This window comes from Amycolatopsis rhizosphaerae (assembly GCF_007713715.1).
Taxonomy (GTDB): domain Bacteria; phylum Actinomycetota; class Actinomycetes; order Mycobacteriales; family Pseudonocardiaceae; genus Amycolatopsis_E; species Amycolatopsis_E rhizosphaerae.
This window is the reverse complement of the sequence record NZ_VJWX01000163.1, coordinates 1-13,716: the sequence shown is the minus strand read 5'-3', so window position 1 is coordinate 13,716 and position 13,716 is coordinate 1. Positions and strand designations below refer to the sequence as shown.

At 71.0% G+C, this 13,716-nt stretch carries 14 protein-coding genes and 1 pseudogene; all 15 read right to left on the bottom strand.

All coding sequences use genetic code 11. The annotated features are described in order from the left end of the window. Positions 1 to 116 precede the first annotated feature (116 nt). Positions 117 to 1,118 (bottom strand): c-type cytochrome biogenesis protein CcsB, encoded by a 1,002-nt coding sequence (gene ccsB, locus FNH05_RS17575; RefSeq protein ID WP_144589717.1) that lies wholly within the window; start codon positions 1,116 to 1,118, stop codon positions 117 to 119. A 2-nt stretch (positions 1,119 to 1,120) separates the two neighbouring features. Further along, the gene (resB, locus tag FNH05_RS17570; RefSeq protein ID WP_144589715.1) at positions 1,121 to 2,734 is read right to left on the bottom strand and encodes a cytochrome c biogenesis protein ResB; all 1,614 of its coding nucleotides are present in this window, start codon (positions 2,732 to 2,734) and stop codon (positions 1,121 to 1,123) included. Beyond that, the gene (locus tag FNH05_RS17565; protein ID WP_144589714.1) at positions 2,731 to 3,558 is read right to left on the bottom strand and encodes a cytochrome c biogenesis CcdA family protein; all 828 of its coding nucleotides are present in this window, start codon (positions 3,556 to 3,558) and stop codon (positions 2,731 to 2,733) included. The genes resB and FNH05_RS17565 overlap by 4 nt, the downstream gene beginning before the upstream one ends. 68 nt (positions 3,559 to 3,626) lie before the next feature. Then, entirely contained in the window at positions 3,627 to 4,199 is a 573-nt protein-coding gene (locus tag FNH05_RS17560; protein WP_144589712.1) for a TlpA family protein disulfide reductase, read from the bottom strand. Continuing rightward, positions 4,196 to 4,822 (bottom strand): histidine phosphatase family protein, encoded by a 627-nt coding sequence (locus FNH05_RS17555; protein ID WP_144589710.1) that lies wholly within the window; start codon positions 4,820 to 4,822, stop codon positions 4,196 to 4,198. The genes FNH05_RS17560 and FNH05_RS17555 overlap by 4 nt, the downstream gene beginning before the upstream one ends. Then, positions 4,819 to 6,126: a glutamate-1-semialdehyde 2,1-aminomutase gene (hemL, locus tag FNH05_RS17550; protein WP_144589708.1), complete on the bottom strand. Its 1,308-nt coding sequence runs from the start codon at positions 6,124 to 6,126 to the stop codon at positions 4,819 to 4,821. Before hemL ends, FNH05_RS17555 begins: the two co-directional genes overlap by 4 nt. 25 nt (positions 6,127 to 6,151) lie before the next feature. Continuing rightward, positions 6,152 to 6,505, bottom strand: a complete 354-nt coding sequence (locus FNH05_RS17545; RefSeq protein WP_144589706.1) for a hypothetical protein — start codon at positions 6,503 to 6,505, stop codon at positions 6,152 to 6,154. Between the two features lie 31 nt (positions 6,506 to 6,536). Next, a complete protein-coding gene (locus tag FNH05_RS17540) occupies positions 6,537 to 6,980 on the bottom strand; it encodes a DUF3093 family protein (RefSeq protein WP_144589704.1) in 444 nt (147 codons plus the stop codon). Next, positions 6,977 to 7,459 (bottom strand): hypothetical protein, encoded by a 483-nt coding sequence (locus FNH05_RS17535; protein WP_144589702.1) that lies wholly within the window; start codon positions 7,457 to 7,459, stop codon positions 6,977 to 6,979. The genes FNH05_RS17540 and FNH05_RS17535 overlap by 4 nt, the downstream gene beginning before the upstream one ends. A gap of 41 nt (positions 7,460 to 7,500) precedes the next feature. Then, positions 7,501 to 8,472 carry a porphobilinogen synthase gene (gene hemB / locus FNH05_RS17530; RefSeq protein WP_144589700.1) on the bottom strand — a complete coding sequence of 324 codons (972 nt, stop codon included), beginning with the start codon at positions 8,470 to 8,472 and terminating at the stop codon, positions 7,501 to 7,503. 95 nt (positions 8,473 to 8,567) lie between these two features. Continuing rightward, a complete protein-coding gene (locus FNH05_RS17525) occupies positions 8,568 to 10,103 on the bottom strand; it encodes a bifunctional uroporphyrinogen-III C-methyltransferase/uroporphyrinogen-III synthase (RefSeq protein ID WP_144589698.1) in 1,536 nt (511 codons plus the stop codon). Positions 10,104 to 10,132: 29 nt separating this feature from the next. Beyond that, on the bottom strand, positions 10,133 to 11,089 hold the full coding sequence (gene hemC, locus FNH05_RS17520; protein ID WP_186382593.1) for a hydroxymethylbilane synthase: 957 nt from the start codon (positions 11,087 to 11,089) through the stop codon (positions 10,133 to 10,135). Further along, positions 11,086 to 12,411, bottom strand: coding sequence for a glutamyl-tRNA reductase (locus FNH05_RS17515; protein ID WP_144589696.1), 1,326 nt, complete (start codon positions 12,409 to 12,411; stop codon positions 11,086 to 11,088). The genes hemC and FNH05_RS17515 overlap by 4 nt, the downstream gene beginning before the upstream one ends. 2 nt (positions 12,412 to 12,413) lie before the next feature. Beyond that, positions 12,414 to 13,217: a redox-sensing transcriptional repressor Rex gene (locus FNH05_RS17510; RefSeq protein WP_144589719.1), complete on the bottom strand. Its 804-nt coding sequence runs from the start codon at positions 13,215 to 13,217 to the stop codon at positions 12,414 to 12,416. A gap of 235 nt (positions 13,218 to 13,452) precedes the next feature. Further along, positions 13,453 to 13,716: pseudogene (locus tag FNH05_RS17505) on the bottom strand (molybdopterin-dependent oxidoreductase); the annotation flags it as partial.

Genomic DNA, 13,716 nt, shown 5'->3' with positions numbered 1-13,716 from the left:
GTCCTGTCCCCGGGGAGGCGGTGGCGGGTACGACGAAGGCACCGGCCCCGGATAAGGCGTGGAGTCGGTGCTCTCGTCGGAAAAATATGACTCTCCCCGCGACTGCGGTGGCGTCATCAGCCCACCCCGGCGTAGGAATGCAGGCCCGCGGTGACCAGGTTGATGAAGAACAGGTTGAACACGGTCGCGGCGAACCCGAAGATGTTGATCACGGCAGCGCGGCCGCCCCGCCAGCCGGCGGTCGCCCGTGAGTGCAGGTAGGCCGCATAGATCACCCAGGCCACGAAGGCGGTGGTCTCCTTGGGGTCCCAGCCCCAGAACCGGCCCCAGGCCGACTCCGCCCACACGGCGCCGCAGAGCACGCCGAAGGTGAACAGCGGGAAGGCGAGCACGGTGGTGCGGTAGGCGACCCGGTCCAGCACGTCGGCGGCGGGCAGGCGGCCGGCGAACTTCGCGAAGCGGGCCGGGTTCTGCTCGTGCGACTGGCGGATCAGGTACAGGATGCTGGCCACGCCGGGAACCAGGAAGATGCCGGACGAGATGGCGGCCGCGGAGACGTGGATGACCAGCCAGTACGACTGGAGCGCGGGCTGCACCGGGGCGGCGGTCGCGTAGAGCAGCGTGCCGTTGATGAACATCAGGATGACGATCGGCAGCATCATGAACCCGGACAGATGCCGCACCGGGAACTTCTTGATCACCAGCAGCCAGGTCGCCATGCCGATGAAGGTCGCCAGCATGATGTACTCGTACATGTTGCCCCACGGCGCGCGATCGGTCGCGAACCCGCGGAGCACCAGTGCGGTCAGGTGCAGCAGGACACCGAGCACGGTCAGCGCGGCACCCATCCGGCCGATCCGCTCGGCACGGCCCGTGGGCAGCGCCGGGGGCGTCACCGCCGGGGCATCGGTCCCGGTGCCCGCGGTGACCTCGGTGGTGCCAGGGCCACCCGCCCCGACCAGCTCGCGGGCGCGGGCCCCGGCGCTCGCGGCGGCGCGGCGGCTCTTGACGCCGAAGGACTGCTCGATCAGGAAAAACAGCAGCGCCAGTACGTAGATCGCTGTCGCGGTGGTGTACGACCAGTCGCTGTACCGGGACAGCGTCTCGTTGATCGGCATGCCTACTTCCTCTTTCCCTCAGTGAGGAACTCGTCCGCCATGCGCGTGAACTCCTCCCCGTATCCCGCCTGGTCGGTGCGGGCGAGTCCAGCCACCTGCACCACCGTACCTTTTCCGTCGCCGTCCGCAGGGCGGACGCGCAGCCACACCCGGCGCCGCTTGACCAGCAAGGACGCCCCGAGACCGAGCAGCATCGCGATCGCGAAGACCAGCACGTAGTCCTGGGTGGGGTCGTGCGAAACCTGCAGCGACGCGTACTTCTGGACCCCGTCGAAGCTCACCTTGGTGCCGTCGTCGAGGGTGACCGACTCCCCGACCGCGAGGTTCTTGCGCGCCACGCGCTTGAGCCTGCCGTCCTTCACCATCGACTGGTCGATGGAGAAGATCGACTGGGCGCGGCCGGAGTCGAGCCCGAGATCGCCGCGCATCACGTCGATCGCGACCATCGGGTTGACCAGCCCGGGGCCGGTGGAGGTCAGGATCCCGCCGTGCAGCAGCGACGAGGGCGCGAACAGCCCGGTGATCGCCAGTTGCCTGGTGCGCCGCTCGGCCGCGTCCGTCACGCCGGGGGGATCGAATTTCGTCGCACCCTCGGACAGCATCGTGGCCTGGTTCGACGCGCGCCACTGGGTCGTCTGCGTCCGGGTCGTCCCGTCCGGGTAGGTGACGGTGAACCGCGGCGAGTAGCCGTAGCCGAGCAGGTAGACGCGGTCGCCCGCGGTCCGCAGCGGCTCGTTCACCTCGAGCTGGTAGGGCCGCCAGCTGCCGGTCTCCAGGTCCGCGCCGGACTGGTACTGGATGTCCGCCCGGTAGTGCAGCGGCTGGCCCACGGCGGTGTAGGTCGCGTTGAAGTCGTTGACCTTGACGCAGAACGGGTCCAGCCGGGTGCCGTCGACGCGCAGCCCCGGGTTGAACGTGTCGTAGGCGAAGACCCCGGAGTTGCAGAACTGGGAACCGTCGGCCTGGACGATGACCTGGCCCTCGTAGCTGTACATCTTGCCGAGGGCGAAGGCCACGATCAGCCCGAGCATGCCGAAGTGGAAGACCAGGTTCCCGGTCTCCCGCAGGTAGCCCTTTTCCGCGCTGACGGACCGGACGCCGTCGCCTTCGTCCCGTTCGGCGATCCGCCAGCCACGCAGGCGTTTGCGGGCCTTCTCGAGCATCTCTTCGGTGCTCTGGCCGACGGTGCCCTCCCGGAAGTGGGGCATCCGGGACAGGTTGCGCGGGGTGAGGACCGGCTTGGCGCGGATCGCGCGCAGGTACTCGCCGGTGCGCGGGGTGAGGCAGCCGACCAGCGACACCAGCAGCAGCAGGTAGATCGCGGAGAACCAGACGCTGGAATAGACCTCGAAGAACTGCAGCCGGTCCAGCAGGGTGCCCCACCAGCCGTGGCTGGTGATGTACTGGTCCGTCTTCGTCGCGTTGAGCACGCGCTGAGGCAGCAGCGCGCCGGGCATCGCGGCGAGCGCCAGCAGGAACAGCAGGATCAGCGCGGTCCGCATCGAAGTCAGACCGCGCCAGGTGTTGCGGACGAAGGCCAGCGCCTGCCGCACCGGACCTGCCCGATAGGGCTTCTGTGGCTCCGGCGACTTCGGTGGCGCTTCGGTGGCGGTCACAGCGGCAGCACCGTGTCCGTGACGAGCGCGTTGCGCAGCCAGTTCACCAGTTCACCCCACAGGCCGGTGACCAGGAGCACGCCCACCACCAGCAGCAGGGCACCGCCGAACAGCTGCACGCGCCGGCCGTTCCGCCGCAACCAGTCGGTGGCCCTTACGGCCCATCGGGCGCCGAGCGCGATCAGCAGGAACGGCAGGCCGAGGCCGAGGCAGTAGACGAGGACGAGGACGAAGCCCCGCGCGCCGGCGGTGCCGGTCGCGGTGGCCATCGCGAGCACGCCGGACAGCGTCGGGCCGATGCACGGCGTCCAGCCGAGCCCGAACACGGCGCCGAGCAGCGGCGCCCCGAGCAGCCCGCCGCGCGGCACCCGGTGCGAGCGGATGTCCTTCTGTAGTGCGGGGAACAACCCGAGGAAGACCAGGGCCATCGCGATGGTGACCACACCGCCGATACGCTGCAGCAGCGCCTGGTTGCCGAGCATGGCGTCGGCGAGCCAGACCAGGGTGCCGATACCGGCGACGAACACCACGGTGAACCCGAGCACGAACAGGGCGGCCGCGCCGACCACGGCGTAGCGGCCCTTCTTGCGGCCCTCGTCCACGCTCACCGCCGGCGCCTCCGCGCCGACCAGCGCGGCGAGGTAGGCGAGGTAGCCCGGCACCAGTGGTACGACGCACGGGGAGGCGAACGAGATGGCTCCCGCGACGAGGGCGACTCCGGCGGCGACGAGCAGCGGACCGGAGGTCGCCAGCTCGGTCACGGAGGAGTTCACTCTGCTGAGGGTAAGCAGTGTGTTTCGTGTGAGTTCGTCGGGTCCGCCCATCCGGCCCCGGCCGCGCCGAGGCGCCCGCGGCAGGGTGCGGCCGGGTCTACTCGGTATCTACTCGGTGTCTACTCGGCTGCCAGTCGCTGCACCAGCGGCGCGATGTCGCTGGCCAGGACGCTGCGCAGGTACACCGCGGCCACCCGGTGCTGCCGGTCCAGCACGATCGTGGAGGGCACCACGTTCACCGGATAGCCGGACAGGCGCAGCAGGCTGCGGCCCGGTGGATCATAGATCGACGGGTAGGTGAGGCCACGATCACGCACGAAATCCTGCGGCGCGGACCGGTCGTCGTCCCGCACGTCGAGGCCGACCACCTGCACTCCGGCGGCCTGGTTCTGCTGGAAGAGCTTCTCCAGCTCGGGGGCTTCCGTGCGGCACGGGGCGCACCACTGGCCCCAGACGTTGAGCACCGTGACCTTGCCCGCGAAATCCGCGAGCGAGATCTGCTTGCCCTGGTTCATCAGGTCTTCGCCGGACAGGTTCGGGATGGGCTTGCGCTCGTCCCCGTTGTAGAAGATGTCGGTCTTGCCGCCCGGCGAGACGAACTCGAAGGTGTTGCCCTGGTTGACCGCGTCCCTGCCGGTCGAGCAGCCCGCCAGCAGCACCAGTCCCAGCAGCGCGATGAGCAGCCGTTTCATGCCCCGGTCACCTTCGGGTCGGTGGCACCGGCCGGCTCGCTGTAGACGATGTCGACCAGCTCCTCCCCGTTGAACACCAGGCTGGTCAGCGAGGCCAGCGAGCACTGGCGGCGACGGGGGTCGTGCCACAGGGGTTTCGCTTCGAGGAAGCGGCGCAGCGTCCAGATCGGCAACTGGTGTGAGACGCACAACGCCTCGTGCCCCTCGGCCGCCGCGCGGGCACGGTGGACGGCCCCGAGCATCCGGTGCGCGATCTCCAGATACGGCTCGCCCCAGGAGGGCACGAACGGGTTGCGCAGCTTCGGCCAGTGCCGCGGCTGGCGCAGGGCGCCGTCGCCGACGGCCACGCGCTGCCCCTCGAAGTCGTTCGCCGCCTCGATCAGCCGAGGATCGGTGTGCACGTCGAGCCGGTGCGCGCCGGCGATCGGCGCGGCCGTCTCCTGCGCGCGCTCCAGCGGCGAGGCAACCACGTGCGTGATGTCGTGCCCGGCGACCGCCTCCGCGACCGTGAGGGCCTGGCGCCGCCCCCGCTCGGAGAGCCGGAATCCGGGCAGACGGCCGTAGAGGATTCCGTCCGGGTTGTGAACTTCGCCGTGCCGGAGGAGATGCACGATCGTGGTCACCGGGCGGCCTCCGCGGCCGCCGCGGCGGCCGCCGCCGCGGGCAGCGCCGCCTCGATGACCTCGAAGGCGGCGTCGTCCATGGCCGCGTTGACGAACCAGGCCTCGAACGGGCTGGGCGGGCCGTACACCCCGTGCTCCAGGAGCGCGTGGAAGAAGGGCGGGAAGCGCCAGGTGTGCGAGTTGGTCGCGTCGTGGTAGTTGCGGACCGGTTCCTCGGTGAAGAACACGCTGAGCAGGTTCCCGGCGTAGGCGACGTGGTGCGGCACACCGGCCGCGGTGAGCGCGTCGGTGAACAGCGCGCCGAGGCGCTGCGAGTTGAGGTCGAGGGCGCGGTACACCTCCTCGTCCGCGGCGCGGAGGGTGGCCAGGCCCGCCGCCACCGCCACGGGGTTCCCGGAAAGCGTGCCCGCCTGGTAGACCGGGCCGCCGGGGGCGAGCCGGGACATCACGTCGGTGCGCCCGCCGAACGCGGCGGCGGGCAGCCCGCCGGACATCACCTTGCCGAAGGTGTACAGGTCGCCGGGCACCGATTCGAGGCCGTACCAGCCCGAGCGCGAGACCCGGAACCCGGTCATCACCTCGTCCATGATCAGCAGGGCGCCGTGCTCGTGCGCGAGGTCGAGCAGCGCGGCGTTGAAGCCCGCGGCCGGGGCCACCGCGCCCATGTTGCCCGCCGCGGCCTCGGTGATGATCGCCGCGATCGAGTCCGGATTGTCCGCAAAGGACTGACGGACGGCTTCGATGTCGTTGTAGGGCAAGACGATCGTGTCGGCCGCCTGCGCGCCGGTCACACCGGGCGAGGTGGGGAGGCCGAGCGTGGCGACCCCGGAGCCCGCCTGGGCGAGCAGGGCATCCACGTGACCGTGGTAGCAACCGGCGAACTTGATGATCCTGCTGCGGCCGGTGAACCCGCGCGCGAGCCGGATCGCGCTCATCGTGGCTTCGGTGCCCGAGTTCACCAGTCGGACCCGGTGTACCGGATCGACCCGCGTGATGATCTCCTCGGCGAGTTCGACCTCACCGGTCGTCGGGGTGCCGAAGGACAGCCCCGAACTCGCGGCCGCCCGCGCCGCGGCGACCACCTCGGGGTGGGCGTGACCCAGGATCATGGGCCCCCACGAGGAGACGAGGTCCACGTAGCGGTTCCCGTCGACGTCCCACAGGTGGGGACCCTCACCGCGGACCATGAACCGCGGCGTGCCGCCGACCGAGTTGAAGGCGCGAACCGGCGAGTTCACCCCGCCGGGCGTCGCGGCGGCTGCCCGTTCGAACCATGCCCTGGACTGATCGACTCCGTGCGTCACGACTTCCAGTCTCGCAAAAGGGCTGTCAAGCCCCGTTCAGGTGGGCCACGTAATCGTCGTTCGAGGCGTCCTGCTCCTGCTTCGCGTTCCGTCGGCGGCGCTTCACGCGGGCGCCGAGCATGACCTCACGCACCGCGTCGACCAGCAGGATCGCGGCCAGCATGCCCAGTCCGACGGCCGCCGACATCCAGTTGCCGAAGTAACGGGTGGAGACCAGGACCGTCCCGTCGCTCAAGGTGACCGTGACGGTTCTCACGCCCAGCTGCCAGCAGGGGAAGGCCAGCCAGACCGCGGCCCCGGCCACCAGCAACTCGGCGACCGCGACCAGTTTCCGCCACGGCCGGTGCAGCTGAGCCGCCTGAGCCTGAACCTCGTTCACGCAGACCAGCGTCTCACGATCTCCACCGGCGTCACGGCCGAGGGGTGTCCGGCGCCTGGGCAGCGGTCAGCGCGGCGCGGAGAGCGGGCACGTCCTTCGCCCAGGCGATCACGACCGTGCCGTCGGTCAGCCGGAGAGGCAGTTCGTCGTACTGGCGCGGCGCGCTCCACCCCCCACCGAGCACCCGGGCCCCCGCCGGGGCCCCGACATCGGTGACCTCGGCGATCTGCCCGAGCGGCACCTGCTCCCGGCCCTGCCACAGGTCGGTGCCGGTGACCCGGACGGTGAGGAACCGGCGGCGGGCCTGCACCCAAGGCGCGGTGATCACGGCGAGACCGAGTGCGACCAGTACCCAGGCGACCGTGTGCGGCCTGCCTGTCGCCAGTTCGACCAGGAGGCCGGCCAGCGCGAACAGCGGGCCGTATGACAGGGCCCGCCACTTCGCCCCGTACTCGAGATACCGCGCCTCGCTCACGGGAGGGTACGGCCGACCTTCGGGAAGTAGCCGCTCACCTTCGGCAGGTACATCAGCAGCAGCGCGATGAAACCGAGCAGCGCCGACAGTTCCGTGAACAACGACGACAGCAGCCCTGTCAGCAGCTGCACCACGACGACGGCGACATACAGCGCGGTCACCACCGTGCGGGCGGACCGCGTGCCCTGGCGTGCCTTCCAGGCGAACAGGAGCAGCAGCGCGGTGACGCACACCGCGGCGATCAGGGCCAGCGTCATCGCGATCGTGACGCCGTGGGTGAGGTTGTCGCGGTTGACGCGGGGATCCTTGTTCGTCTTCAGGTACTCGTCGACGATCCGCTGCCGGTACAGCAGGACGAGCACGTAGTTGACGATCAGCAGGACGCCGGAGACGACCCACAGCACGAAGGAGATCCGCACCGGGGTCGGCGGGGCGACCGGCTCGGGCGTCTGGCCGGTCGGGATCCCAGGTTCGCTCACGCCCCAGACAATACTTGCCGCCGCCTGCGGCGGGGAACAGCTCAGTCGAGCCAGGCGGCGGCCTCGGTCGCCCAGTAGGTGAGGATCATGTCCGCACCCGCCCGGCGGATCGAGGTGAGCACCTCCAGGATGGTGCGCTCCCGGTCCAGCCAGCCGTTCGCCGCGGCGGCTTCGACCATCGCGTACTCGCCCGAGATGTTGTATGCGGCGACGGGCACCGGTGACAGCTCGGCGGCGGCCCGCAGCACGTCCAGGTAGGCCAGTGCGGGCTTGACCATGATCGCGTCGGCACCCTCGGCGAGGTCGAGCTCGATCTCCCGCAGCGCCTCACGCGCATTGCCCGGGTCCTGCTGGTAGCTCTTGCGGTCGCCCTTGAGCTGCGAGTCCACCGCTTCGCGGAACGGGCCGTAGAAGGCGCTCGCGTACTTCGCCGAGTAGGCGAGAATGCCGGTGCCCGTGTACCCGGCCTCGTCGAGGGCGCGGCGGATCACGCCGACCTGACCGTCCATCATCCCGCTCGGCCCGAGCAGGTGCGCCCCGGCTTCCGCCTGCGCCACCGCCATCTCGGCGTACACCTCGAGCGTCGCGTCGTTGTCCACCGCGCCGGAAGCATCGAGCACGCCGCAGTGGCCGTGGTCGGTGAACTCGTCGAGGCAGGTGTCGGCCATGAGCACGGTGTCGTCACCGAGTTCGGCACGAAGATCGCGCAGGGCGACGTTGAGGACGCCGTCCTCGGCGACCGCGCCGGAGCCGGTGGCGTCCCGCTCCTCCGGCACGCCGAAGAGCATCAGGCCGCCCACGCCCGCGCGGACCGCGTCGACCGCGGCCTTGCGCAGCGAATCACGGGTGTGCTGGACGACACCAGGCATGCTCGCGATGGGCCGCGGCTGGTCGGCGCCCTCCGCGACGAACAGGGGAAGGATCAGCTGGCGGGGACGAAGCGTGGTCTCACTCACCAGGCGCCGCAGCGCCGCCGTGCCACGCAACCTGCGGGGACGATGCTCGGGAAACACGCTGCCGACGGTACTCCGGTGAAGGGCCCCGACCGGCCCTGGGGATACGAAAGTGCCCTCCACCACAGGGGCGGAGGGCACTTCGCGGACCGTGCTCAGGAACGGCGGGTGCGCTTGGCCTTGCGCGGCGGCGGCAGCGCGCCCTCGGCACGCAGCTTCGCCGCGTACGCGGCGAGCGCGTCGACCAGGTGCGGCACGTCGGCCTTCTCCGGCTGCACGTCCACCCGCAGGCCGAACTCGACCGCGGTCTCCGCGGTCTTCGGGCCGATGCAGGCCACCAGGGTCCGGGTGTGCGGCTTGCCCGCGATGCCGACCAGGTTCCGCACGGTCGACGACGAGGTGAAGCACACCGCGTCGAAACCACCGGTCTTGATCATCTCGCGGGTCTCGGCGGGCGGCGGGGCGGCCCGGACGGTGCGGTAGGCGGTGACGTCGTCGACCTCCCAGCCGCGGTCGATCAGGCCCGCCGACAGCGTCTCGGTGGCGATGTCCGCGCGCGGCAGCAGCACCCGGTTCACCGGGTCCAGGATGTCGTCGTACGGCGGGAACTCGGCGAGCAGGCCCTCGCTCGACTGCTCACCCTTGGGCACCAGCTCGGGATTGATGCCGAAGGCGCGCACGCGCTCCGCGGTCGACTCGCCGACACAGGCGATCTTCACGCCGGAGAACGCGCGGGCGTCCAGACCGAACTCCTCGAACTTCTCCCACACCGCGCGCACGGCGTTGGCCGAGGTGAACACGATCCACTGGTAGCGCCCGTCGACCAGGCCCTTGACGGACCGCTCCATCTGCGCCGGGCTGCGCGGCGGCTCGACGGAGATGGTGGGCACTTCGTGCGAGGTCGCGCCGTGGCCGCGAAGCCGTTCGGCCATCTCGCCCGCCTGCTCCTTGGTGCGCGGCACCAGGACCTTCCAGCCGTAGAGGGCGCGGGACTCCCACCAGGACAGCTTCGAACGCTGCCCGGCGGCCTCGCCGATGGTCACCACGAGCGGGCCGACCAGTTCGCCCGCGTCCTGCGCGAGGGTGGCCAGCGTGCTGTCCACGGTGCGCTGCGTGTTGATGGTGCCGTTCGAGGTCACCGCGACCGGCGTGGTCGACGGCAGGCCGTGCTCGACCAGTGCGCCCGCCGCCTCGGCCAGGTGGCTCGACGTGGCGTGCAGCACGATCGGCCCGGGAGTGGCGGCCAGACCGGCCCAGTTCACCTCACCGCCGCGCACGTCGACCTCGACGTGCGTGCCGCCGAGCGCGATACCGGCGTAGGCGGGCACGGCCGCGCCCGGGGAAACCCCGGGAACGACCTCGAAGACGGCGCTGGTCTTGGCCACGGCGTGCACCTCGGCCACGACCGCGGGAAGGGTCAGCGGATCACCGCTGACGAGGCGCAGCACGAGGCGGCCTGCCTTGGCCTCACCCGCCAGGTCCTTCGCCACCTCACCCGGTTCCCCGACGGCGGGCCGCACCTCGGCGGAGGCACTGGCTTCGGCCAGCACGGCGGCGGGCACATCCGGGTCGGTCACCACGACCTCGGCCTTGGCCAGCAGTTCCTGGGCACGAACGGTCAGCAATCCGGCGTCGCCGGGGCCGGAGCCCACGAACGCGACGCGCCCAGCGGTATTCCGCGCGGGGGTCATTGTGTTTCTTTCTCCATCGGAATGTTCTGTCAACTCACGGTGCGGCCCGGGCCGGACAACGCGCCGGCGCCCAGGTCGAGCAGCTCCGCGGCCAGGTCCCGGCCGAGTCGCTCCGCTTCGCTCTTGTCGGCGACGGCCGATGCCCTGATCATCTCCACGGACTCCCCGTCGAGCCCGGCGGCGGCGACCCCGCGCAGCGAGATCCGCTCGACCACCGAACCGTCCGCGCCGAGGTCCTCCACCACTTCCGCCAACGCGCCCACCGGGGCACTGCAACCGGCTTCGAGCGCGGCCAGCATGGCCCGCTCCGCGGTCACCGCGGCCCTGGTGGACGGGTCGTCCACAGTGGACCGGAGCATGTGTTCGATGTCCACGTCGTCGACGCGGCATTCGATCGCGAGCGCCCCCTGCGCGGGCGCGGGCAGCATCTGGATCGGGTCCAGTGCCTCGGTGATCTCGTCGGCCCGGCCCAGGCGGACCAGACCCGCTCTGGCGAGGATCACCGCGTCCAGCTCACCGTCGTGCACCTTGCGCAACCGGGTGTCGATGTTGCCGCGGATCGGCACCACCTCGAGCCCGAGGCCGAGCGCACGCAGCTGGGCCGAGCGCCGCGGCGAGCCGGTGCCCACCTTCGCGCCCGGCGGAAGCTCGCCGAGGGTCAGCCCGTCCCGCGCGACGAGCGCGTCACGCGGGTCCTCCCGCGGCGGCACGGCGGCGAGCACGATCCCGCGCTCCCCCGCCGTGGGCAGGTCCTTGTACGAGTGCACCGCGACGTCGACCTGCTTGTTCAGCAGGGCCTCGCGCAGGGCCGAGGTGAACACCCCGACCCCGATCTCGGCGATCGGGGCCTGCGAGCGGTCGCCGGGGGTGGTGATCGTGACGATCTCCACGTCCTGCCCGGCGCGGCGCAGGTCGTCCGCGATCATGCCGGTCTGTGCCAGGGCGAGGGCACTTCCCCTCGTCCCGATCCTGATGGTCCGTGTCACTGGATTTCACCGTCCAGGTTGGGGACGCGCTCGGCGTTCGAGCTCGCCACCACGGCGGGCGAGGCCGGGTCGAGCTCGAACAGTTCCCGTAGCGCGCTGGCGTAGTCGGTGCCCTGCGGGTCGGCCGCGAGCTGCTTGACCCGCACGGTCGGCGCGTGCAGCAGCTTGTCGACCACCCGGCGGACGGTGCGGGCGAACTCCTCGCGCACCGCCGGTTCGAGCTCGGGAAGGCGGTTGTCCAGCCGCAGCAGCTCCGCGTCGACCACCTCGGCGGCCCGCTTGCGCAGGGCGGTCACCGTCGGCGTGACGGCGGCGCTGCGCTGGCCCGCCAGGTACTCGCGCACCTCGTCGAGCACGATGCCGTTGGCCCGGGTGACCTGACGTTCGCTGGCGCCGGTGCCCCCGTTTCTCATCCGGGTGCGGATCGTCTCCAGGTCCACCACCCGGATCCCGGGCACCTCGGCGACCTCCGGGTGCACGTCCCTCGGCAGCCCGAGGTCGCAGATCACCAGCGGCCGGTCCACACGGGGCAGCACGTGCTCGGCCGCCACCACCACGTCCTGCGCCCCGGTGCAGGTGACCACGACGTCCGCCGCGTCCAGGTGGACGGCGAGCTCGTCGAGTCCCGCCGCGGACGCGGGCACCCCGAGACCGGTGACCTTGCCCGCGAGCCGGTGCGCCTTGTCCAGGGTGCGGTTCACCACGGTGACCCGGCCGATCCCGGCCTTGCTCAGCTGGCCCGCCGACAGCGCGCCCATCGAACCGGCACCGACGATCACCGCGTGCTTGCCCTCGATGCGTTCGACCTCGGCCAGCGCCGCCGACACCACGGAGGCGCCGAGGGCGTCCAGCCCGGTCTCGCTGTGCACGCGCTTGCCGACGCGCAGAGTCGTCTGGATGAGCTCGTGCAGGGTGCGGCCGACGGTGCCGGCCTCACGGGCGGTGGCGTAGGCGTTGCGGATCTGGCCGAGGATCTGGGTCTCGCCGACGACCATGGAGTCCAGGCCGGAGGCGACGGAGAAGATGTGCTCGACCGCGGCACCGGCGTAGTGCACGTACAGGTTGTCGTAGAGCTCGCCGACCTCGCATCCGGCGTGCTGCGCGAGCACTTCGGACACCTCGGCCAGGCCGCCGTGGAAGGTCTCCACGACCGCGTAGACCTCGACGCGGTTGCAGGAGGAGACGAGCATCGCCTCGTTCACGTGGGGGGCCTGCTGCAACTGGTGCAGCACCTTGCCGAACTCCTCGGCGCCGACCGCGACCCGTTCCAGGGTCCGCAGATCGGCGGTGCGATACGAAAGCCCGACAGCCAGGACGCTCACTCTTACCGCACCACCATTCCGTTGCCCACCGCGTGGGACCCATTCGTATCGTCGGCGCGCCGCGCCACGTGGAAGGACAGGATCTGCAGCTCGACCGCGAGGTCCACCTTCCGCACCTCGACGTGTTCGGGCACCTGCAGCACCACGGGCGCGAAGTTCAGGATGCAGCCGACCCCGCCCGCGACCAGCCGGTCGCACACCGACTGGGCGGCGGTCGGGGGCGTCGCGATCACACCGATCGAGATGCCCCGTTCCGCGCACACCTTCGGGATGTCGTCGAGGTGGGAAACCGGGATCCCGCCGACCGGCACCCCGATCAGATCCGGGTCCACATCGAACAGCGCTTCGACGGGAAACCCGCGACCGGGGAACCCGCCATAATTGGCCAACGCATGACCGAGGTTCCCGATTCCGACCACGGCCACCTTGTGCTGGCGGGTCAGGCCGAGGGTGCGCTCGATCTGGCCGACGAGCACCTGCACGTCGTAGCCGACGCCGCGGGTGCCGTAGGAGCCGAGATAGGACAGGTCCTTGCGCAACTTGGCCGAGTTCACCCCGGCGACCCCGGCGAGTTCCTCGCTGGCCACGGTGGTGGCGCCCTGCTCGGCCATGGCGGAGAGCACCCGGAGGTAGACCGCCAGGCGGGCGACCGCCGCCTCCGGGATGGACTTGGCCCGCACCTGCTCACCTGCCGGCGCACCCGGCTGGACCGCGGGCATTTCGGCGGTGGGTGCGTTGTCGGCGTCGAGCTTTCGCGCCACCCGCGAAACCTCCGCGCCATTGCGCCGGCCACGCCGTGCGACCACGCTGGCCTCCTCGTCCGACACCGTCAACACCGTTTCGACACACCGATCCTGAAACTGCCCCTTGACCTTCCGGCAGAAGTCCGGTTCGATGCCGGGCCACGGTGCAGGGGTACGGGAATACGGTAGCCACTTGTGAACGTAGGCACAAAGTCGCTGGTCGGAGGCATGACCAGAGACACAATCCGGGTGCCGGGGCCCCGCGGTCGAGCGATCGGGGACCCGCCGGGGCCCGCGGTCAGGACGCGGTGAAGGTGATCGTGTGCCAGCCGGTGGCGCCGTCGGGCACGACGTCGGCGATCCGGTCGGTCTGGGTGGCCCCCGTACGGTCGGTGGCGCGCACGGTCACCGTGTGACCGCCGCGGGAGGCGTCGAGTTCGGCCCACCACATCCGCCAGGCATCGACCGTGACTTCGGCCGACAGCACCGCCTGCCGCCACGGCCCGTCGTCGAGCCGCACCTCGCCCCGGTCGATGCCGGTGTGCTGGGCCCAGGCCGTTCC